The following is a 20,960-nucleotide window of genomic DNA, read 5'->3' as shown; positions in this document are numbered from 1 at the left end:
CGAGGGAAGCATTTTGAACGATTTGGCAAAAACCGGGATCTGGCTGAAGCGCGTGCTGGACCGCCATTGGCTGCGCCTCACGCTGATCGCCTGGGCGATCCTGCTGCTATGGTTCATGGTCGACCGGTGGAACATGATCCGCTGGTTGTCGCTTGGTGATACCGACGACAATATGCGCCTGTCGCAGGTCCGCGCGCTGCTCAATGGCCAGGGCTGGTACGATCTGCGCCAATATCGCCTGAGCCCGCCGGCCGGGTTCGACATTCATTGGAGTCGAATCGTCGATCTACCGCTGGCTGGGCTGATCCTGCTGCTGCGCCCGTTCGTCGGCGAAGCTGAAGCCGAGCGGCTGGCCTGCGGCATTGCGCCGCTGCTGCCGCTGTCGATCGCTTTGCTCGGGTTGGCGGCGACGGTGCGCCGACTGATCAGCCCGATCGCTTGGCCGCTCGCGATCGTGCTGCTGCTGTGCTGCGCGACGACCATGTCGATGTTCATGCCCGATCGCATCGATCATCACGGGTGGCAGTTGGCGATGCTCAGCCTGACCGTCGCCGGCCTCGCCGATCCGCAGCAGCGCCGTGGCGGGCTGGTCGTCGGCCTATCGAGCGCAGTGTCGCTCAATATCGGGCTCGAACTATTGCCCTATGCCGGGATGGCCGGCGCGATCATCACGCTGCGCTGGGTGTGGACGCGGGACGAGACGGCGCGGCTGGCGGTCTACGGGCTGACGCTGGCCGGCGGCAGCGGGATCGGTTTCGTGCTGTTCGCCTCAAACGCCAATCAGGTGCTGCGGTGCGACGCGCTGACACCGGTATGGCTGAGCGTGATGGTCGTCGGCGGGGGCTTCCTGTTCCTGCTCGCACGCCTGAATCCAGCCGAACGCTGGGTGCGGTTGACGCTGGCGCTGGTCGCTGCTGCGATTATCGGCACCGGCTTTGCCCTGTTGTTCCCGCAATGCCTGGGCCGGCCGGAACAGGTCTCGCCGGAACTGGCGCGTACCTGGCTCAACAATGTCCGCGAGGCGCGGCCGATCTACAAACACCCGCTGCGCATGGCCTTCCCGATCGTCGCTTTGCCGGTGATCGGGCTGATCGGCGCCTGCCTGGCGACTTGGGCCGCACGGCGGCGACCGAGCATCACCGGCTGGGTGCCGGTGCTGATGTTCTCGACCTTTGCTGGTCTGATGCTGCTGTGGCAGGCCCGCGCCGGGCCGGCGGCGCAGCTGCTGGCGGTGCCCGGGATGGTCGCGCTGGCGTGGATCGGCCTGCCGTGGCTGGTGCGTCACCGCGGCATCGGCGTGCGCGTCGCGGGTGTGATCGTCGTGCTCGCGGCGCTCGGCGTGCTGTTTTCGGGCTCGATGATGAAATATCTGTCGATCGACCGGCCGAGTAAACGCGTCCAGGTGGTTAACCGCGCCACCGGCCTGTGCATGACCGTACCGGCGCTCAAACCACTCGATCGCTTCCCCAAGCAGGTGATCTTCACCTTCGTCGATCTTGGACCCCGCTTGATCACCGTGACGCACCACGATGCGATTGCCGGCCCCTATCACCGCAACGGCGACGCGATCCTCGACGTGCAGCACGCTTTCTCGCGCTCGCCGGAGAATTTCCGCGCTACCGCGAAAAAATACGGTGCGACGCTATTGCTGGTCTGCCCGAACATGTCGGAATCGACCGTATATCGTGCGCGCAACCCAGGCGGCTTCTACGATCAATTGGCGCATAAGAAGGTGCCGACGTGGTTGACCCCGGTACTGCTACCGAAAAAGTCACCGTTCCGATTGTTCAAGATCAGCTAGCCCGATTATCAACCGAGGGGCCAATCGGTGGCGACGACATGGTCTAAGTCTCTGACTTGAGTGAATAGCGGGTGCTTACGCCACCCTTGGCGCCGGACAGAAAGCGGCATGATCGCCGTGGCTGGCAATAGCCGGTCGCCTTCGCGTGCTCGTGCAGGGCTATATCCAAGTCGAGTATGTGGCACGTCGAACTCCGCCACCCGTGCGCGTCGGCATCTCGACAGGGACGACCGGCCCGCATCAGCCGGTCGTCTCAAATGTGGCAATTCTCAGGCGAGTTTGAACCCCTCCTTGTTCGCCTGTGCGGTTACCTTTGCGTTTCCGACCTGGCCGAGGGCTGCGTGGAGCGGCGGGAATATCAAGTCCTCTTCCTCGCGCATGTGATCTTCGATCTCGGCGCGGAACGAGGCCACCTTCTCCAGGAAGGCGGGCGACGCGTTGTCCATCTCTTCAAGGTCGTAGAGATTTTGCTTCACGTACCCGTGGTCATGGTTCAGCTTGTCCGCATCGGCCTTGTCGCCCCACGCGCGGAGTGCTGGGTAGATCACATTCTCCTCCGTGAAGGCGTGCTTGCCAAGCGCATGCTTGAGCTGTGTCAGCAGTACCGTGCGCCCGCCGGCATCGTCGCTTCCTGACGCTTGAAGCTTGTCAAACAGCGCCAGTGCGAGCTTGTGTTCTAACTTCAGCGCGTCCAACCAGTCGCCCGCAAGGGCGCTAGGCGCTTGCACCACCATCTTGCGGCCCAAGTTGACTGCGAGCCCGGTTAAAAGACCGGCGGCAGCCGCCCCGACGATCGAAGCTTTGCGGCCTGTCACCGCCGACTTTGCGCTCTGGACTGCCGCGTCTGCACGCTTCGACGTCGCGCGGGGTGCGGTAACCGCAGCTTTGCGGGCGGACGCTGCACCACGAGTGGCGGCTTTCGCTACCTTCCGCGGAGCAGTGACGATGCCCTCAACGGCGGGCGCGATGGTCTTCGTCACCGGTGCCACCACAGGCTTCGCTGCAGCACCGATCGCTGCAGTGACAGGAGTAGTGACCTGGGCGAGTGTCCCAGCAAGCGATGTTGTCGTATCCTTGGCTGATGGCTTTTTCGAGTTCCTAGCCGCGGTCGTGCGCTTAACGGTCGCAGAACCGGACGCGCCGGCGGCCTTAGCAGGCCGCCCCCTCTTCTTCGGCGCGGTTGTTGAGCTAGCGGCAACTGCGGCCTCCAGCGCCTCCCGGTTATTCCCTACGCGATCGATAAGCGACTGTGCTTCCTCGCGGCTTATGGCATGCTTTTTCGCAAAGTAGTCGACCTCATAGGTCTCGGTTGCCGACACCGTCGCCTGATCGCGCGCGCCACGGTTGTCCTTGTCGTCTGCCATGTCCGGTCTCCTTGAAGATTTAACACCCAAAGCCTGACCGGCGGTAGAGTTCCGAGCCCCATAAGAGGGCAAGGGCCGAGCGGTGATAGTGACCGACTCCCCAGAAACCCGCCACAGATGGTTAGCTCGTGGGATGGAGACGAGTAATGTGGCGGGCCCGATTTATTGAAGGTCAGATCATTGGCGCGTTGCGCAAGCATGAGGGAGGCGTGAAGATGACTGACCTGCGCCGCAAACACGGGATCAGCGCTGGGGCGTTTACAACTGGAAGTCAAAGTACGGCGCCTGGGGGGTGCCCTGCACGGTATCGACATAGCCACCGCGGGAGATATGGACCGAGGATCCTCCTTGGAGATGAGCCAATCGATCCGGGCAGTAGGCGTAGGCTTCGACTCGTTTTCCCAGTCACCAGAAGCCCTGAATATTTTCGGCATTGCTGGCAGATTTTACCATGCAAAGGGGCGTGTTGCGGCGGACACTATAGTCGCCGGCGGGCGGCAATATTGTCTGCCGCGAAGATGTTCACGCGAGCCCAAAAAGCGCCGCTTGTCACGACGTGACATTAATGAGAATGCCACACGGCGATCATCAGTTGGAAAAAGTGCCTATGTCAAACGCGATCAACCTTAAACGGTCCTAACGAACCACTGCAGTACTCCGCGAGGTGCTCAGCCTTTGAAAAGGCAGCAGGTCAGCAGGCGCGCGATTGTGTTCAAGAAGTCGAAGATGCCACAGGCCACGGGCTGGCTGCCGCGGCATTGCGCTAAAGGAACTCTAACCGTGACAGGCCTGCAGCGGCTGTACTGTCAGCGAGATAAGCTTGGCCATCTTGCGAACGTTCTGGGCGGTTGTGGCGAGCCTGCCTGGCCGGCGAACACACCACGGCAACGCCCGCGAAGCTAATACGAGGCGCCCCCCGGCAAATAGGATCGGCTAATCGGTTAATCCCCCCGCGAGCTCGGGGGAGGGATTTTTCAGTGCAACGCGATCCGGATCCCGTCGATCACGAACTGCACTGCCAGCGCGGCCAGCAGCACGCCTAAGAGTCGCGTGATCACTGCCTCGATCTTGGCCCCCAGCACCCGCATGATCGGTCCCGCGGCAAGCAGCGCCAGCAAGGTCAGCAGCAGGATCGTGGCCAGCGCGCCGAGCACCACCGCCGAGCGTTCGAGCCCGTCATTGCGCCCCATCAGCAACATCACCGAGGCGATCGATCCCGGCCCGGCGATCATTGGCATGGCCATTGGAAAGACCGAGACGTCCTCCACTTCGGGCGTCTCGATGATCTTTTGCGCGCGGTCCTCGCGGCGCTGCGTGCGCTTTTCGAACACCATCTCGAGCGCGATCAGGAACAACATGATACCGCCCGCAATGCGGAACGACGCAAGCGAAATGCCGAGGGCACGGAGCAGGTCCTCGCCGAACAGTGCGAACACGATGAGGATTGCGCTGGCCACAAGCACCGCGCGTACCGCCATCGCGCGGCGCTGCGCTCCGCTCGCGCCGGCCGTCAGCCCGGCGTAAATCGGCGCACAGCCCGGCGGATCAATCACCACGAAGAAAGTGATGAGCGACGAGATATAAAGTTCGATCACAATACGCGCTCGTCGAACGCGATTCCTTCGCGGCGATGCGCCGAGATCAGGGTGTTGCGGAGCAGGCAGGCAATGGTCATCGGCCCGACCCCGCCCGGCACCGGCGTCACCGCGCCGCCCACGCTCATCGCGCCGGCGAAATCGACATCGCCGACCAGCCCTGCGTCGGTGCGGTTGATGCCGACATCGATCACCGTCGCGCCCGGCTTGAGCCATTCGCCGCGCACCATCTCCGGCCGCCCGACCGCCGCTACGACAATGTCGGCGCGCGCCACGACGGACGCGAGGTCGCGCGTACGCGAATGCGCCACCGTGACGGTGCAGCTTTCCGCGATCAGCAATTGCGCCAACGGTTTGCCGACGATGTTGGACCTCCCGATCACCACTGCGTCGAGCCCCGAGAGGTCGCCCAGGGCATCCTTAAGCAGCATCAGGCAACCATAAGGCGTGCACGGCACGAACCCGTCGATTCCCGTCGCGAGCCGCCCGGCATTGACCGGATGAAAACCGTCGACATCTTTATCGGGGTCGATTCGCGTGATCACGGCGCGGTCGTCGATCTGCGCCGGCAGCGGCAGCTGGACGAGAATGCCGTCGACCGCGGGATCGGCGTTGAGCGTGTCGATCAGTGCCAGCAAAGCGTCCTGCCCGACATCTGCCGGCAAACGATGCTCGAAACTCTCCATTCCCGCATCGCGCGTCGCCTTGCCCTTCGAGCGGACATAGACCGCGCTCGCCGGATCCTCGCCGACCAACACCACTGCCAACCCGGGCGCGCGGCCAGCGGCGGTGCGGAACGGAACTACTTGTTCGCCGATCCGCGCGCGCAAGCGGGCGGCAAAGGCTTTTCCATCGATGATTTGGGCGCTCATGGCGCTGGCTCATAGAGGCGCGCGGCGATCTGTGCCAGCGTGGTGACGTCGCCGCGAACATCCAGCCGTTTGAGCCGCGCGGTGGTGCCGGCGACGATCGTTACCGCACTCTTGGCAACGCCGAACGACTTGGCGACCAATGGCAGCAATGCGTCATTGGCGGCGCCCTCGACGGGGGGCGGGGTCAGTCGCGCCGTAAAATAGTCTTCGGTGCCGGCGGCGAGCAGCTCGCGCGCCGATCGCGGCGTGACCCTGACGACAATGGCGATGCCATCCGCGCGCAGGGCCCAGGCCGGCATCAGACCGCGAGCGGCGGGGTGTTGAACTGCATCGCCAGATTAGGAATGATGATGTTCATCAGGATATAGAGGATCAGCAGCACGACCAGCGGCGACAGATCGAGTGCGCCGAAATCGGGCAGAATGCGGCGGATCGGACGGTACAATGGCTCAGTGATACGGCGCAGCGCTTCCCAGATGGTGCGCACGGCATCGCTTTGCGTGTTGATCACGTTGAAGGCGATCAGCCAGGACAAGATTGCCTGGACGACGATGATCCACCAGATGACGTTGAGGAGCACCTGGACGATCTGCAGAATGACGATCAATTACGGTCTCCGGATAGGCGTTATTGTTCTCCGATAGCGCATGCGGGCACCAGGGAACAACAGGCTAGCCGCGACTCGCGTTGCCGTAGACCTCAGGCGTAGGCAGGCGTGGTCACCTTGGCACGGTCGCCGACCGGCTGGGCGATGCGTTCCGCCACGCTGATCGCCGCGACCTGCGTACGACGCGTGGCGCCTACCGGGCCCGCGGGAAGCGGATCGGCGCGCCGCAGCTTGGCGATTGCGCGCCGGTCGAGCGCCTCGTTGCCAGAGCTGCCGACGATACGGATATCGGCAATCCGGCCATTGGGTTCGATCGTGAAGGCAAGCAGCGTGGTGCCCGAGCGATATTCGGTACCCGGCGTCACCGGGTCGGGCAGCGCGGCCTGTGCGATCGCGGTGCCGAGATCGGCGATCCAGCGGTTGAGATCGGTCGCGTGGCTGGTGGCGTGCATCTGCTTGCTCCTGCGAAGTCCGGAAGCAAACTATGGCATCGTGGTGTGAAGGCAGCGCGACAGTCGCGTTACGACAACGACTTGAATCCGTCACCCCTTGGTAACACTTACCGGTGCACCAGCGTCCCCGCGCCTTGCCGGGTAAAGATCTCGAGCAGCATGCCATGCGGCACACGCCCGTCGAGGATCACGGCCGCATCGACGCCGGCTTCGACCGCATTAACGCACGTCTCGAGCTTGGGGATCATCCCGCCGCTGATCGTGCCGTCGGCGCGCAATTCGGCGATCGCCGCCGGATCGAGATCGGTGAGCAATTCACCTTGCTTGTCGAGCACGCCCACCACGTCGGTCAGCATGAACAGACGTGAGGCACCCAAGGCTGCGGCGATCGCGCCGGCCATCGTGTCGGCGTTGATATTATAGGTGTGGCCGTCAGCGCCGATCGCGATCGGCGCGATCACTGGAATAATGCCGGCGGCCGACAGCGTGTCGATAATGCGCCGGTCGACCCCGACCGGCTCGCCGACGAACCCCAGATCGACATGCCGTTCGATGCCCTGCAACTTGTCCGGCGTGCTGCGCGCGACCTTTTCGGCAGTGACTAACCCCGCATCCTTGCCCGACAGGCCAACCGCGCGTCCGCCGGCCTGTCCGATCCAGCCGACGATTTCCTTGTTGATGCTGCCCGCCAGCACCATTTCGGCGATCTGCGCCGTCTCGGCATCGGTAACGCGCAGGCCATCGACAAAGCGCGATTCGACGCCCAGTCGCTTAAGCATCGCGCCGATCTGCGGCCCGCCGCCATGCACGACGACCGGATTGATCCCGACTGCCTTGAGCAACACGACATCCTCGGCGAAATCGCGCTGCAATTCGGGGCTGCCCATGGCGTGCCCGCCATATTTCACCACGAACGTCGCCCCGGCATAACGCTGCAGATAGGGCAGCGCCTCGACAAGCGTTTCGGCCTTGGCAAGCAAAGCGGGTGCGGGAGAGTGATCGGTCATGCGCGCCCCTTTAGCCTTCCCGGTCATTTCCGCGATAGCGCAAATCAGGTGCGATCCAATCGCCGCCCCAGCGCCACGACGAGATAGATTAACGGCGGCACCAAGATCAGCGACAGCGCGATCTTGGCCAGCATCTGCCCGGCGATCAGCTCGCCGATCGGGAACACGCCGTAAAACGCGATCGTGGCGAACAGCAAGGTATCGACCACCTGGCTCAGCACGCTGGCAATCGCCGCGCGGAACCACAGCAGCTGCCCGCCTTCGCGTCCCTTGAGTGCCGCAAAGATCGTCACATTGAGCGTCTGCGAGATACCGTAGGCGACAATGCCGCCGAACCAGATGCGCCATGTAGCACCCAGCACGAGCTGGATCGCGTCGCGATTGGCCGGCTGCATATCGGGGGAGGCGGGCAGGAAATGCACGATCCACGATAAGATGATCGATACGATCAAGGGCACGAAGCCGATCCGGACCAGCGTGTTCGCTGCCTTTGGCCCGTGCAGTTCGGCTACCGCGCTCGATACGATGACGAGCAGCAGGAAGGCGAAGATGCCGGCCTCAACCGCCAGCGGCCCGAGCCCGAACATCGGCCCAAGTGCTGATAGCGGCCCGAGCGACACCTGCTTGTTGCCGAGCACGCCGGCGATGCACACCATGCCGCCGTAGAAGATCGAAAAGAAGAAAAGCGAGCGTGGAAAGGCCGGTGGCGTCTGGTTCATCGCCGCGACGCTACCGCCTTTCGCCCCCGCGTCAATCGGGTCCGGGGTGCAAGATCGTTCGGCCCATGCCGCAATTATCTTGCGCATCTGCGCAAAACTGGGTGAAGCTGGCCGAAATCCAGGGGTGACGGGCACGCAATGAACAGGTTCTTGATCGGTATTGCGGGCATTGCGGTGATCCTTGGCATTGCCGTGCTATTGTCGAGCGACCGCCGCGCAATCCGCCTGCGCGTGGTCGGTGCGGCCTTTGCGCTGCAGGTCGGCATCGCCGTTCTCGTTCTCTATTCCAGCGCGGGTAAGATGATCCTCGGCGAAATGTCGGGCGGGGTCGCCAATCTGCTCGGCTATTCGCAAAAGGGCACGGAATTCCTGTTCGGCAAGCTCGCCACGCCTGAGATCGGCGGGCAAAGCTTCGCCATTGCCGCCCTGCCGGTCATCATCTTCTTCGCCAGCCTGGTCTCGATCCTCTATTATCTCGGCATCATGCAGCTCGTCGTGCGCTGGGTCGGCGGGGCGATCGAATGGGTCATCGGCGTCTCGAAGGTCGAATCCCTGTGCGCGGCGGCGAATATCTTCGTCGGGCAGAGCGAATCGCCACTGGTCATCCGCCCCTATCTCGCCGGACTTACCCCGCCGCAATTGTTCACCGTGATGACCAGCGGCATGGCCGGTGTCGCCGGCACGATCCTCGCCGCTTATGCGTCGATGGGCATCCGCATCGATTATCTGCTCGCCGCCAGCTTCATGGCCGCCCCGGGCGGAATCCTGATGGCCAAGATCATGATGCCCGATCGCCTCGGCGCGCCCGAAGGCGAGCTAGCGCTCGGCGACCTGCCCGACAACAGCGCCGGCGAACCGCTGCCTCAGGCGACGCATGACGAGGAAAAACCGGCCAACCTCATCATGGCCGCCGCACAAGGTGCGCAAACCGGCGTCAAGCTGGCGGTGGCGGTCGGCGCGATGGTGCTGGCGTTCGTGGCCCTGGTCGCCTTGGCCAACGGGCTGCTCGGCGGCATCGGCGCGTGGTTCGGCTATCCTACGCTCAGCTTTCAGGGGCTGCTTGGCTATGTCTTCGCGCCGATCATGTTCTTGCTCAACGTGCCGTGGAACGAGGCGGGCATCGCTGGCGGCCTGTTCGGGCAGAAGATCGTGCTCAACGAATTCGTTGCCTATATCTCGCTCGGCACGCAGACCGGCCTCAGCCCACGCACCATCGCGGTAATCACCTTCGCATTGTGCGGCTTCGCGAATTTCAGTTCGATTGCGATCCAGATGGCGGTCACCGGCAGCCTCGCACCTAACCAGCGCCCGATGATCGCCAAGCTCGGTCTGCGCGCGCTGGCGGCAGGCAGCCTGGCCAATCTGATGTCGGCGGCACTGGCGGGATTGCTGATCGGCTAACGCAGCCCTGTGATCGCGTCGGCAATGCCGTCGTAAATCAGGTCAAGATCGTGCTCGCCGATGCAATATGGCGGCATGACGTAGATCGTGTTGCCGAGCGGGCGCAGCAGCAGATTGCGCTCGCGGAAATTGGCGAGCAGGCGCGGGCCGAACTGCGAGAGATATCCGCCAGCGGAATCAGCGACATCGAGCGCTGCGATCGTGCCAATGGCCCGCGCCTGTCCGACGCCGGGAATTGCTGCGAGCTTGCCCAGCTGATGCTCCTGAAGCTCAGCCAGCACAGCGATCCGTTCCCGCACTGGCTCATCGCGCCAGATCGCCAGATTGGCGTTAGCCGCAGCGCAGGCGATCGGATTTGCTGTGTAGCTCGACGAATGGAAGAACATCCGCGCCCGATCGTCGGACAGATGCGCCTCATATATTTCTTCTTGTGCCATCGTCACGGCAAGCGGAACCGCGCCGCCCGTCAGCCCCTTCGACAGGCACAGGATATCCGGCACCACCCTAGCCTGTTCGCATGCCAGCAGCGTGCCGGTACGGCCCCAGGCGGTCATCACTTCATCGGCGATGAACAGCACGTGGTATCGTGCGCATATCGCGCGCATCTCGGCCAGGATGTACGGCGGATAGATCAGCATTCCGCCTGCCCCCAGGATCAGCGGCTCGACGATGAACGCCGCCGGATGCTCGCGACACGCGGCCTCCAGCGCGTCGAGCGTTGCCTGCTCAGCGCCGGCGGCGGGAAACGGGATCGTGCCGACATCGAACAGCAGCGGGGCATAGGCCTTATTGAACACACCCCGCGCGCCGACCGACATCGCGCCGATCGTGTCGCCATGATAGCTATGCTCTAGCACCAGGATGCGATGCCGCCCCTCACCGCGATTGACCCAGAAGCCGAGCGCCATCTTCAGCGCGACCTCGACACTGGTCGACCCCGAATCGGAAAAGAATATGCGGGTCAGCGCCGCTGGCATGACCGCGCGCAGCCCGGCCGCAAGCGTCTCGGCCGGTTCGTGGGTCCAGCCGGCGAAGATGATCTGGTCGAGCCGCTGCGCCTGCTCGGCGATTGCATGGACGATGCGCGGATGGTTGTGACCGTGCGTCGTCACCCACCAGGAGGAGATGCCATCGATGATGCGGCGACCATCCTGGGTGAACAGGGCGGCTCCTTCGGCATGTGTGACAAGCGGGATCGGCTCGCCCAACCCATGCTGCGTAAAGGGATGCCAGATCGAGCTCATCGGAAATCTTCCAGATCGAAATTGGCTCCGAACGCCTGCGCCAGCGCCTCGCCGCTCAGCGGATCCAGCAAGGGTAGGCGACCGAGCCGGCGGATCCGCCCGAGCCGCGCAATGGTCGCTTCGCTATCCTCTACCGCGTCGCCGATGAACGCGATCCCAAGGATCGGCACGTCCCGCGCGCGCAGAGCCTCGATCGTCAGCAGGCTATGGTTGATCGTGCCAAGCCCGGTGCGCGCGACGATCACGACGGGAAGCTGCCAGCCAGCAAAAAGGTCGGCGAACAGCAGGTCCGGCGTCACCGGCACCAGCGCCCCGCCCGCCCCTTCGATTACCAGTGGCCGCAAGGCGGGCGGGTCGAGTCGGGCCGGATCGATCATCACGCCATCGATCGCCGCGGCGCGGTGCGGCGAGCATGGCGTGGTCAGGCGATAGGCTTCGGGCAGGATGCGGTCGGCCGGCGCCCTGGCGAGCGCCGCGACGCGTTCGGCATCACTGCCATCGTCGAGCCCGGCCTGGACCGGCTTCCAGTAGAATGCCCCCATTGCAGCGGTGAGCGCGGCGGCGAATACGGTCTTGCCGATCTCGGTATCGGTGCCCGTCACGACGATCGCCGGTCCGTTCATCGCAAAGCCTCCTCGAGTGCCATGCCAAGCGCGTCAATCTCGGCCGTGCCAACGTTCAACGTCAGCGAAATGCGCAACCGGGACGTTCCCGCCGGCACAGTCGGCGGGCGCACCCCGCGCACGTCGAACCCGGCCGCCTGCAGCGCCGCTGAGACCCGCATTGTTCGCGCATCCTCGCCCAGCACCAGCGGCATGATCTGCGATCCCGTCGCCACCACGCCCTGTGGGGCCAGCACGCGCGCGGCGTGATCGATAAGCCCGGCGAGTGCGCTGCGTCGCTCGGGCTCGTCGGCCAGGATGTGCAAGCTTTCGCGTACTGCGGCGGCGATCAGCGGCGACGGTGCCGTCGAGAAGATGAACGCCCGGCCGCGATTGATCAGCATATCGCGCACCACCGCCGGACCGCACAGCAACGCACCCTCGCAACCCAGCGCCTTGCCACAGGTACGCAACGTAATGACGTTGTCGCGCCCGTCCAGCCCATCAGCCAAGCCACGCCCGCGCGCGCCGAACACGCCGGTGGCATGCGCCTCGTCGATCAGCAGCATCGCCCCCAACCGGTCAGCCAGCGCGAGCAGATCGCCGAGCGGCGCTCGGTCGCCATCCATGCTGTACAGACTCTCGACCGCGATCCATGCCTGCCCGGTCGCGCCACCCGCCCGCCACGCGTTGATCGCATCGGCGACGGCATCGACATCGTTATGCGACACAGCGGCCCGCTCGGCGCGCGCGAGGCGCATGCCTTCATGCGCGCTGGCATGGACCAGCGTATCATGCACGATCAGATCGCCGCGTTGCGGCAAGGTCGCCAGCAGCGCGGCATTGGCGGCATAGCCGGTGGAGAAGAACAACGCCGTCTCGCTACCGAAGAAGGTCGCTGCTTCCGCTTCCAGCGCTTCGTGCTCCGGATCGTTGCCGCGCAGCAGCCGCGACCCGCCCGATCCCACACCCACGCCCCGCGCCAGCGCCGCGCCAACCGCTGCGCGCAATCGCGGCGCCTGTGCCAGGCCGAGATAGTCGTTCGAGCTGAAATCGACGCCCGTCCTCGGCTGCAGCCGCCGCAAGCGAGACTGTGTCTCGAGACTCTGCAGATCGGCGCGCTGAGCTTCGAACCAGCTCATCTCCTCATGCCGCCCAAGCGGCGACATCGTCCTGTAGTCCGATCAGCGCCAGACCATGCGCGATCGAAGTCAATTCGCCGCCAGTGGCGATCCGCTCGTCGCCGAAGCGCTCGACGAACATGCGTCGCACGCGCGGAATCAGCGACGAGCCGCCAGTCAGGAAGATGCGGTCGATCCGACCGGCCTCCACCGCCGCCATCGCCAACGCCCGATCGATCGCCTGTTCGATCCGCGCAATATCCGGTGCGATCCACCCCTCAAACTGCGCGCGCGTTACCTCGGCCTCGATCGACAGTCCGGCGCCGGCAAAGCTGAAACTGGCCTGCTCGGCCAGCGACAAGTCGCGCTTCACCCGCCCGACCGCCTCGTACAAGGCAAAGCCCAATTCTTCCTCGATTACCGCGATCATCCGGCCGATCGCGTCCGGGTCGAGCGCCGAGCGGCGCAACTTTTCCAGTTCGGCGATGGTCCGACGGTTGCGCATCAAGGCAAGTCGCGACCAATCCGAGAAATCGGCGAAATAGCCGCGCGGGATCTCCAATTCCTTGCCGAACGAGCGGTACAGGCCGCCTGCGCCGAGCAACGGCATGACCAAATGATCGACGATGCGGGCATCGAAGCGGTCGCCGGCAATGCCGATGCCGGCATGGCCCAGCGGGAGGCAACGTCGCGCCGCGCCTGGTGCCTCGATCCTGACCACCGAGAAATCGCTCGTCCCGCCGCCGAAATCGGCCACCAGGATCGTTGCCGGGTCGCTGATCCGCGAGGCGTAGCTGAACGCCGCGCCTAAGGGCTCGTAGACGTAGTGCACCTCGCCGAGTTCCCCGAACATCGCGTCATAGCGCTCCCGTGCCAACGCCTCGTTGGGCCGGTGCCCGGCATATTCGACCGGCCGCCCGACGACGATGCGGGCGGCGCCGCGCATCGCGCCGCCGGCCCGCGCGCCGAGCTTGTCGAGGAACAGCTGGCCGAGATCCTCGAAACGGTAGCGCCGCTCGAAGATCGTGGCATGTTCGAAGCTGGCGCTGGCGGCGACCGATTTGAACGATTGGAGGAAGCGGCTGCCTTGCGGAAAATCGAGATATTCGGCGATCGCCCACGGCCCCGCCTCGGCCGCAATGCCGCCTTTGCTATCCTCATCTTCCCACAAGCACAAAGCCGAGCGGAACGCCGCTTCCTGCCCCGCAGGCGTGTCGAGTAGGACCAGATCGGACACGTCGTCGCGCGCCCTGGCCAAAACCGAATTGGTGGTGCCGAAATCGAGACCGATGGCAAAGGGAGCGGAGTCATGCATGGGCGCTGGGCGCTACACGCCTGCCGGCGATCCGCAAAGGGGTCGCAGCTTGATACCGACCGTGTTAGCCTCGAACCTCAGGCGAGGCTGAGCGCGGCGGTCGCCCCGGTGGAGAGAGACATGACGGTAAAGGTTGTCGCATTTGTCGAGGTGAAGCCGGGCCAGGAGGATGCGTTCGTCGCGGCCGCGCAGATCTGCGTCGCCGCATCGCGCGCCGAGCCGGGCGTGCTGCACTACGATCTGTGGCGCGAAGTCGATGGCCAACGCCGCTATGTATTCAACGAATTGTATGTTGATGACGCCGCGGTACAGCAGCATATGGCGTCGGATCATTTCAAGGCGTTCGGCCTGGCCGCGCGCGATCTTGCCGCCGCCCGCCCGGTGATCATTGTAACGCAGCCGGTAGATGTTACCGACTAAGGCAATCCGCTCGCTGATGCGGCATCGTGCCAAGCATAAGCGTGATCGGTGCTGACGGGCAACACCCCTATGATTGGCCCGCACCCGCAGCCTACGGTTCTGGCTGGCCGATTTGGCGGTATCCTAAGAAACCTGTAGTGGAGCTGCTGGCTGACCATTGTTTGGACGGCACCCCCGACCGAGAAGCTATGAGATGAATTTGCTTAAAGCCCTCTTCCTGCTTCCGACAACGGCGCTAACACATGTCGCCGCGGAATATGGAAAGTTCAAAGCAGCCGGAGAACTTTCAAAAGATGGCAAGCACTGTTCGCAATGCGGTATACCAGTCGAGCAGGGCGAAAAGCTGTGCGATGAGTGTGACCAATGGCACGTTATCTGATCTTAACGAACAACTAACGGGACAAGATGAACGCCGGCGGCGACGCCTTCCTGTATGGCATTATTGACGAATGCATCGCTAGCGAGTGCAGCTGAATGCATGCTCATTGACGCCTCCGGTCTTCAGCTTCGCATTTCAGGCCCCCGAGGTTTGTATACGGCAATCGCAGCCAGCTCAGGCGTTCCGCCACGCAATTCTTAAGAGGGTGGCCCAGTTGCAGCTCGACAGTGGGATCTAGCCGTCCCTTAAGCGCTTTCGCTTGACCGTTGCGAAGCCACGATCGTTTGCCATGAAGTGGATCAACATCGGCACGATCAGTCTTGCGGGACCTGAGGAAGGTTGACCCGTGGCGGCCGTATGCGCCTCCGAATAGACGGCCAAATCCCGATAAACGTCTGACGGCAGATCAATCGTTACCTTAACCGGCTTGTCGTCGGCGATCGGCCCTAGCCTGAGCGTCATTTTGCACTTCCTTCCGCTGGCGCCACTACGATATCGCGCGTCACGATCACGCGAAGCTGGTATCCCGGCCGTATTGTCAGCGTCGGTCGTACGCCCATCTGACGGCGTACGAGATCTTGACCGGTCCGCCCGACTGACTCGGCGGTGCCTTGACGCAACGCGCGGACGAGATCGTCGTCGCCACTAGATCCTACCTCGGTACCAACACCAAGCAGCGTCGACACGAGCGCAGCACGCAGCATCCCACCCCAATGCTGGTTTACGCGGTCTTGCAGTCCGGAATAGCCCGCGGGATCAGCGCCGATGAGCCGGTCGAGCTGGATCGATCGCCCATCCGGCATGATGAGCCGGTCCCATACGAGGAGCACGCGGTTCTGACCGACAGATACCTGGGAGTCGTATTCGCCGATCAGCCGGCTCCCCTGCGGGATCAGGAGGTGCCTGCCTGTCACGGTGTCGTATATGTTTTGCGTTACCTGCGCTGTAATCGGGCCGGGGAGGTCCGAACGGATGCCGGTGATCAACGCGGCTGGAATGATGCTTCCTGCCTGGACGACGTAGGGCGAACTCGGCCGGACCACCCGATAAACGCTCTCGGTTGGTCCGCCTGCAGAGACGCTCAGGAACGTTCTCTTGGTAGGCTCAGATGCACCACCGTTATTGGGCGGCATCACAGATGTGTCGTCGGCATTGGCTGGCACGCTCGCCTGAGACGGTAGATTGGAAACCATGCCGGTTGTCGCGGCCGCGCTCGTCACACCGACAAATACCTTGCTGACGCGCGCGGCATCGCGCTCCTGGCGTACTCGCTCGCGCCCCGACTGAACCGCGTCTGCCGCTGGTGCAACCGGAGCCGAAGAGGATGTTTCGACTTGGGGCGGCGTAACGCCGACACCGCGCTGTTGCGCCGACAGGATCGGCCGGCCGAGATCGCCCGGCAACGGCGGACCGAGCCTGGGCACCTGAGTATAGTCCTTGGGCGCCCCGGCCAGACTGTCGGAGGCTGTCGGATTGTTGGTCTGGTAGAGCTCGGTGCGACCTTTCGGAGCCGAGGGCTGCAGGGCATAGACCAGCACGCCGCCAATGCCGACAGTCGCGATCAGCCCGGCGACGGACAGGGCCTTGCGTGACAGGCGCATCACGTGAGGTGGATCACCGCGAAGCCGCAGATCAACCGCCCCCATCGGGGCTGGTTCAACAGCGGCGGTCATCTGGACTTCTCAGACGGGAGAGCATCGTCCCGCTGGATCCGCACGTGTTTCTCGGACTTGCCCGCCCCGAGCCGAAGTTCGGCGCTGCTGAACAGGCGATCGACCACGAGATAGCGACCGCGCACGCGGTAATTGGCGAGCTCCACCTCGCCCTTGGCGCCGGTGATGAAGAGCGGCGGAAGATCGCCCTGGCTGATGCTAGCCGGCAGCTCGACCAAAACCTGTCGACCATCATCAAATGCGCGGAGCGGACGCCAGGCCGGGCGATCCCCTTCGATCCGATAGCGGAAATTGAGCGCATCGAAGTCGATAGCTGGCATGACTGGGGCGGTCATCGTGTCATCGGGACGGCGCCCAACACGAGCGATCAACGCATTCTGAGGATAGGTCCAGGACACCGAGGCCATGTACGTGTCAGGCGTGGAACGCAGCTCGAGATGATAGGTACGTCGATCGGTATTGATCACAAGGTTGGTAACGAGGCCGGTCCTCGTCGGCTTGATCAGGAGGTGGACGCGCTGCGATGGCCCGGATCCGCTGACCGTGTCGCCGATGATCCACCGAACGGTATCGCCGGCAGCAACGGGTCCGGGACCCACCAACTGCTCGCCTTCCTGCAGCGCTATGTCGGTGACCTGCCCAGGCGCGGCGTAAAGTTGGTAGAGCGCGCCTTCAGCCCAGGGATAGAGCTGGATCGCGTTGAGGAAACCGTCACGAACGGGTTGCGTGCGTGCCGCGGCATTGGCGCTTCCGACGAGGGCCTTTGGATCAATCAACTGGGGCAAAGCCCGGGCCGAGATGCGCTTCAGCTGTCCGGGAAGCGGCAATGGCTCGGGGATGCGGATGATCTCAATGGCCTTGGGCCGTTCCAGGACCGGAACTGTGGCGGGGGCGGTGTCCGACCCCACCTCGCGGCCTTGAGCATGCGAGGAACCGGGTAGAACGAGCGGCCACACCGCAAGCGCGACCAAAGTTGGCAAGATCGCCGTGCTGCTGGGGGTCATTGCGCGAGCTCCTTCGACCAGTTGAGAGCGTTGACGAACACGCCAAGCGGGTTTTTGCGGAGGGCCTCGGCAGTGCGCGGCGTCTGGATCACCACGGTGGCGATCGCTGACCATCGTTCAGTCGCAGCGAGGCTGCCGTCCTGATAACGCCGTTCGGCCCATGAGATGCGAAAGCTGTTGTCGGACGCACGGATCACGGTCGAGACGTCGATGGCGACCTGAACCCTGCCCACTTGGGCAAACGGGTCATTGTTGCGCGCAAAGTCGTTGAGCGCGAGCGCTCCCCGGGTGGTGGTGAAGTCATAGGCGCGCAACCAGTTCTGACGGAGCACGACCGGGTCGGCGGGAATGCCCCGGAAATTCTCGATAAAGCGGGCTAGATGATAGGCGATCTGCGGGTCGCTGGGATGATGATCGGCGTCGGCTGGCGCTACCGCGTGCGCCTCCCCGATCTTGTCGACCTGGACGATCCACGGCGTGACCGTGCCGCGCATGGCCATGCCAACCAGTCCGGCGATCGTTCCGGCGAGCAGGGCGAGCGCGGCAAAGCAGGCGAGGCGCCAGTTTCGGGCCTGAACCCTCACGGAGCCGATGCGGTCATCCCATTCCTGTCCGGCTCGCTGATAGGGTGTTTCGGGTTCGGGGCTTACGCCGTAGCGTACGGTCGATCGTCGAAACATACTCTTCACTCCTTGTCGGTCACGGTGACGGAGGCTCCGGATCCGCGGCTGTCGCCGCCTTGCAGCGTGTGAGTGGCGGCGCTCAGTCCGTGGACGATCGCCTGATTGCGACGCATCGATTGGGCCCAGGCAGGTCGCGCGCTTGGTGGCACTTCGCCCCCGTCAGGCCTGGCCTGCAACGGCGGGACAGTGCCCCCACGGTCTTGCCCGACCCGGTCTGCGTTTTGGGCATCGGTAACAGCGGGCGAGTCCCCTTTGACTTCCGGCCCGGCGACCGCAGCAGGTCCAGCACGATCGGTATCGGCGCTCTGGCTCCCGGCAGTACCGCGACCGGCCCTGCCGCCTGACGCCACGGTATCGCGTCGGAGTGGCGATATAGCGCTGTTGGCGGCGCTGCGGCCGACATTGCCGAGGCCCGATGCGACCCCGGACATGCCCGATTTTCCGGCGGCGCCAGCGTGATAGGCGCCGGCCGCGGTGCCCACGGTCCGAGCCGTGCCAGCCAGCGCACCACCAGCGGCCCCGAGGGCACCACTGCCAGCCGTCGCGCCGGCCGCGATCACACCGCCAGCGGCGAGTACCGTCCCTGCCGCTGCGCCTGCTCCGAGCTGCGGACCGCCCGAGACAATGCCGCTGGCAATGCCGGGCCCAAAAATTCCAAGGCCGAGCAGGCACAGCGCGGCGAGCACGATCGCCATGGCATCCTCAATCGTCGGCTGCGCGCCGCCGATCGCATTGGTGAACTCTGAAAAGAGCGTCGAGCCGATCCCAACGATCACGGCGAGCACCAAAACTTTGATGCCGGAAGACACTACGTTGCCAAGCACCCGCTCGGCCATGAACGCGGTCTTCCCGAACAGGCCGAATGGGATCAGCACGAACCCGCACAGCACGGTCAGCTTGAATTCGATCAGCGTCACGAACAGCTGCACGGCCAAGACGAAGAATGCGAGCAGGACGAATGCCCAGGCGAACAGTAGCACGATGATCTGGATGAAGTTTTCGAAAAAGCTGATGTAGCCCATCAGGCCGGAGATCGAGTCGAGGATGGGGCGGCCGGCGTCGAGGCCGACCTGCGCGACGCGGCCGGGCTGCAGCAATTCGGCCGTTGTAAATCCGGTGCCCGAGGCCCTCAGGCCCAGGCCGGCAAAGCTCTCGAAGACAATCCTCGCAAGCATGTTCCAGTTGCCGATGATGTAGGCAAACGCGCCGACGAAAAGCGTCTTTTTGACGAGGCGCGCAACGATGTCTTCGCTCTCCCCGAACGTCCAGAACAGCGCGGCAAGGGTCACGTCGATCACGATCAACGTAGTCGCGAGGAACGCGACCTCACCCTGAAGCAGGCCGAACCCCGAATCGATGTAGGAGGTAAAGACCTGGAGAAATCGATCGACGACGCCTGTTCCGCCCACGTCACTGCTCCTGCTGGAAGTTAGCCACGGCTTCGTTCGCGACGATCGCCGGTTCGGAGATTTTGTCGCCCCCCCCCCCGGGTAGGTCGGGCGCCTCTGGTCGCCTTGGCTGCTGTCCGAGGAACCGCTGGCGATTCTCGGCCCAGGCCGCGAGGCAGCCCTGATCCGAGCCCGCCATCTGCCCGGCCAGCTGGCAGCGCCGAAGCTTTGCCTGGAGCGGGTCGACGGGAGGAACGGTCGAGAAGGTGTCCAGTGGCGATGATGTTCTAGGTTCCTCGCGCAGGGCGAGCAGGCCCATTGCCAGCGCGACACCAAGACACGCAAAGGCACCAATGCGAGCCGGAATCCGCAGGTCCACCTCACTGGCCTCGGCGGTGGAACATCTGCACCGGGACCGGCCGGTAGCCAGTCCCGGGTGCAAGAAAGCGACGCAGCTGCTCACGAGCCTGATCCTGTGCGGCGGCGCGTTGCGCGGCATCGAGCGCCTGGGCACGGCCTTGGGCCGCCACAACGGCGGTCAGGTCCGCAAGCTGTCTTGCCTGAAGAGCGAGGAGCTGGTTCCCGGCCTGTGCCACCTGCAAGGCCCCCACTGCCGACTGGCTGGAACCGATCAGCCGGTCCATCGCGTCGCGGGAACCATCGATATTGCCGACCACGCCGGCCTGGACCTTAAGGGCATCCTCGAAACCGGCGACCGTGTCTTCCCAGCGGGCGCGGGCGCTTTTGACCAAAGCTTGGTCTGTCGCTGACATGGAGGCGCCACGATACCGGTCGGTAAAAACCTGATCGATCGAATGGACAGAATAGGCGATACGCTTCGCGTTGCCGAGGAGGTGCTGAGTTTGACGGATCTGCGCCCGGAACTCGGCGAGTGCGGAGGTGGGCAGCGAGGTCAAATTCTTCGCGTCATTGATCAGTGAGGCCGCTTCGTTCTGCAGCGATCTGATCTGATTGTTTATCTGCTCTAGCGTGCGCGCCGCGGTCAGCACGTTCTGCGCATAGTTGGTCGGGTCGTAGACGATCCCGCCGAACTGGGCGTGCGCAGGTGGCGTAGCGTAGGCGATCAGCAGGGCCGAGGCGCCGGAAAGCGCGTAGTGGCGAAGCGGCGATCTGGTCATGATAAACACTCCGGGTGCGTGAAAGGCAGGAGACCCGCTGCCCACTCCAGGCCGCAGGCGCTTAGAGACCGTTTGAGAATGTGTTGATGCGGCGGCTCTGGCGTGATTCAAGCTTGGGATGTGGACCCAAGCGAGCCGCAGCCGGATGGCTGGATTTGAAAAGCGATCGAAGCG

At 64.0% G+C, this 20,960-nt stretch carries 23 protein-coding genes; 4 read left to right on the top strand and 19 right to left on the bottom strand.

The features are described 5' to 3' along the window. The first annotated feature begins 13 nt into the window (after positions 1 to 13). On the top strand, positions 14 to 1,801 hold the full coding sequence (locus U1739_RS15845; protein WP_332709551.1) for an AcrB/AcrD/AcrF family protein: 1,788 nt from the start codon (positions 14 to 16) through the stop codon (positions 1,799 to 1,801). A gap of 269 nt (positions 1,802 to 2,070) precedes the next feature. Here the strand turns inward: U1739_RS15845 and U1739_RS15840 are convergent, their stop codons facing one another. The 8 genes from U1739_RS15840 to U1739_RS15805 all read right to left on the bottom strand — a co-directional run bounded on the left by U1739_RS15840 (position 2,071) and on the right by U1739_RS15805 (position 8,417). Further along, positions 2,071 to 3,165 (bottom strand): hemerythrin domain-containing protein, encoded by a 1,095-nt coding sequence (locus tag U1739_RS15840; RefSeq protein ID WP_332709550.1) that lies wholly within the window; start codon positions 3,163 to 3,165, stop codon positions 2,071 to 2,073. Between the two features lie 974 nt (positions 3,166 to 4,139). Further along, positions 4,140 to 4,760 carry a MarC family protein gene (locus U1739_RS15835; protein ID WP_332709549.1) on the bottom strand — a complete coding sequence of 207 codons (621 nt, stop codon included), beginning with the start codon at positions 4,758 to 4,760 and terminating at the stop codon, positions 4,140 to 4,142. Further along, positions 4,757 to 5,632: a bifunctional methylenetetrahydrofolate dehydrogenase/methenyltetrahydrofolate cyclohydrolase FolD gene (folD, locus tag U1739_RS15830; RefSeq protein WP_332709548.1), complete on the bottom strand. Its 876-nt coding sequence runs from the start codon at positions 5,630 to 5,632 to the stop codon at positions 4,757 to 4,759. Before folD ends, U1739_RS15835 begins: the two co-directional genes overlap by 4 nt. After that, complete coding sequence (locus U1739_RS15825; protein WP_332709547.1) at positions 5,629 to 5,931, bottom strand: DUF167 domain-containing protein; 303 nt, start codon at positions 5,929 to 5,931, stop codon at positions 5,629 to 5,631. The genes folD and U1739_RS15825 overlap by 4 nt, the downstream gene beginning before the upstream one ends. Beyond that, positions 5,931 to 6,239, bottom strand: coding sequence for a YggT family protein (locus U1739_RS15820; protein WP_332709546.1), 309 nt, complete (start codon positions 6,237 to 6,239; stop codon positions 5,931 to 5,933). Before U1739_RS15820 ends, U1739_RS15825 begins: the two co-directional genes overlap by 1 nt. Before the next feature lie 92 nt (positions 6,240 to 6,331). Further along, positions 6,332 to 6,691, bottom strand: a complete 360-nt coding sequence (locus tag U1739_RS15815; RefSeq protein WP_332709545.1) for an energy transducer TonB — start codon at positions 6,689 to 6,691, stop codon at positions 6,332 to 6,334. 107 nt (positions 6,692 to 6,798) lie between these two features. Further along, entirely contained in the window at positions 6,799 to 7,698 is a 900-nt protein-coding gene (argB, locus tag U1739_RS15810; RefSeq protein ID WP_332709544.1) for an acetylglutamate kinase, read from the bottom strand. 44 nt (positions 7,699 to 7,742) lie between these two features. Continuing rightward, entirely contained in the window at positions 7,743 to 8,417 is a 675-nt protein-coding gene (locus tag U1739_RS15805; RefSeq protein WP_332709543.1) for a queuosine precursor transporter, read from the bottom strand. 138 nt (positions 8,418 to 8,555) lie between these two features. Here U1739_RS15805 and U1739_RS15800 point away from each other — a divergent pair, with 138 nt between their 5' ends. Then, complete coding sequence (locus U1739_RS15800) at positions 8,556 to 9,818, top strand: NupC/NupG family nucleoside CNT transporter (protein ID WP_332709542.1); 1,263 nt, start codon at positions 8,556 to 8,558, stop codon at positions 9,816 to 9,818. Here U1739_RS15800 and U1739_RS15795 read toward each other — a convergent pair. Genes U1739_RS15795 through U1739_RS15780 form a run of 4 tightly spaced genes read right to left on the bottom strand, consistent with a single transcriptional unit; the run spans position 9,815 to position 14,100 of the window. Continuing rightward, entirely contained in the window at positions 9,815 to 11,062 is a 1,248-nt protein-coding gene (locus U1739_RS15795; RefSeq protein WP_332709541.1) for an adenosylmethionine--8-amino-7-oxononanoate transaminase, read from the bottom strand. The two genes, U1739_RS15800 and U1739_RS15795, sit on opposite strands and share 4 nt — an antisense overlap. Beyond that, the gene (bioD, locus tag U1739_RS15790; RefSeq protein WP_332709540.1) at positions 11,059 to 11,685 is read right to left on the bottom strand and encodes a dethiobiotin synthase; all 627 of its coding nucleotides are present in this window, start codon (positions 11,683 to 11,685) and stop codon (positions 11,059 to 11,061) included. Before bioD ends, U1739_RS15795 begins: the two co-directional genes overlap by 4 nt. Beyond that, positions 11,682 to 12,806, bottom strand: a complete 1,125-nt coding sequence (locus U1739_RS15785; RefSeq protein WP_332709539.1) for an 8-amino-7-oxononanoate synthase — start codon at positions 12,804 to 12,806, stop codon at positions 11,682 to 11,684. Before U1739_RS15785 ends, bioD begins: the two co-directional genes overlap by 4 nt. 4 nt (positions 12,807 to 12,810) lie before the next feature. Next, complete coding sequence (locus tag U1739_RS15780) at positions 12,811 to 14,100, bottom strand: Hsp70 family protein (RefSeq protein WP_332709538.1); 1,290 nt, start codon at positions 14,098 to 14,100, stop codon at positions 12,811 to 12,813. Positions 14,101 to 14,220: 120 nt separating this feature from the next. Here U1739_RS15780 and U1739_RS15775 point away from each other — a divergent pair, with 120 nt between their 5' ends. Both U1739_RS15775 and U1739_RS15770 read left to right on the top strand, forming a co-directional pair. Further along, a complete protein-coding gene (locus U1739_RS15775) occupies positions 14,221 to 14,520 on the top strand; it encodes a putative quinol monooxygenase (protein ID WP_332709537.1) in 300 nt (99 codons plus the stop codon). A 193-nt stretch (positions 14,521 to 14,713) separates the two neighbouring features. Continuing rightward, the gene (locus tag U1739_RS15770) at positions 14,714 to 14,899 is read left to right on the top strand and encodes a hypothetical protein (RefSeq protein ID WP_332709536.1); all 186 of its coding nucleotides are present in this window, start codon (positions 14,714 to 14,716) and stop codon (positions 14,897 to 14,899) included. Positions 14,900 to 15,133: 234 nt separating this feature from the next. Here the strand turns inward: U1739_RS15770 and U1739_RS15765 are convergent, their stop codons facing one another. Genes U1739_RS15765 through trbJ form a run of 7 tightly spaced genes read right to left on the bottom strand, consistent with a single transcriptional unit; the run spans position 15,134 to position 20,786 of the window. Next, the gene (locus U1739_RS15765; RefSeq protein WP_332709535.1) at positions 15,134 to 15,361 is read right to left on the bottom strand and encodes a DUF2274 domain-containing protein; all 228 of its coding nucleotides are present in this window, start codon (positions 15,359 to 15,361) and stop codon (positions 15,134 to 15,136) included. Next, a complete protein-coding gene (locus U1739_RS15760; protein WP_332709534.1) occupies positions 15,358 to 16,572 on the bottom strand; it encodes a TraB/TrbI/VirB10 family type IV secretion system protein in 1,215 nt (404 codons plus the stop codon). Before U1739_RS15760 ends, U1739_RS15765 begins: the two co-directional genes overlap by 4 nt. Continuing rightward, on the bottom strand, positions 16,569 to 17,576 hold the full coding sequence (gene trbG, locus U1739_RS15755; protein WP_332709533.1) for a P-type conjugative transfer protein TrbG: 1,008 nt from the start codon (positions 17,574 to 17,576) through the stop codon (positions 16,569 to 16,571). Before trbG ends, U1739_RS15760 begins: the two co-directional genes overlap by 4 nt. After that, the gene (gene trbF / locus U1739_RS15750; RefSeq protein ID WP_332709532.1) at positions 17,573 to 18,256 is read right to left on the bottom strand and encodes a conjugal transfer protein TrbF; all 684 of its coding nucleotides are present in this window, start codon (positions 18,254 to 18,256) and stop codon (positions 17,573 to 17,575) included. Before trbF ends, trbG begins: the two co-directional genes overlap by 4 nt. Positions 18,257 to 18,261: 5 nt before the next feature. Further along, positions 18,262 to 19,668 (bottom strand): P-type conjugative transfer protein TrbL, encoded by a 1,407-nt coding sequence (gene trbL, locus U1739_RS15745; RefSeq protein ID WP_332709531.1) that lies wholly within the window; start codon positions 19,666 to 19,668, stop codon positions 18,262 to 18,264. A 1-nt stretch (position 19,669) separates the two neighbouring features. Further along, on the bottom strand, positions 19,670 to 20,026 hold the full coding sequence (gene trbK-alt, locus U1739_RS15740; RefSeq protein ID WP_332709530.1) for a putative entry exclusion protein TrbK-alt: 357 nt from the start codon (positions 20,024 to 20,026) through the stop codon (positions 19,670 to 19,672). A gap of 1 nt (position 20,027) precedes the next feature. Then, positions 20,028 to 20,786: a P-type conjugative transfer protein TrbJ gene (trbJ, locus tag U1739_RS15735; protein ID WP_332709779.1), complete on the bottom strand. Its 759-nt coding sequence runs from the start codon at positions 20,784 to 20,786 to the stop codon at positions 20,028 to 20,030. Positions 20,787 to 20,960: the final 174 nt, after the last annotated feature.

The sequence above is a fragment of the Parasphingomonas puruogangriensis genome, from assembly GCF_036663635.1.
Lineage (GTDB): Bacteria > Pseudomonadota > Alphaproteobacteria > Sphingomonadales > Sphingomonadaceae > Sphingomonas.
The sequence above is the reverse complement of the archived record's forward strand: the minus strand, read 5'-3'. Positions and strand labels throughout refer to the sequence as shown.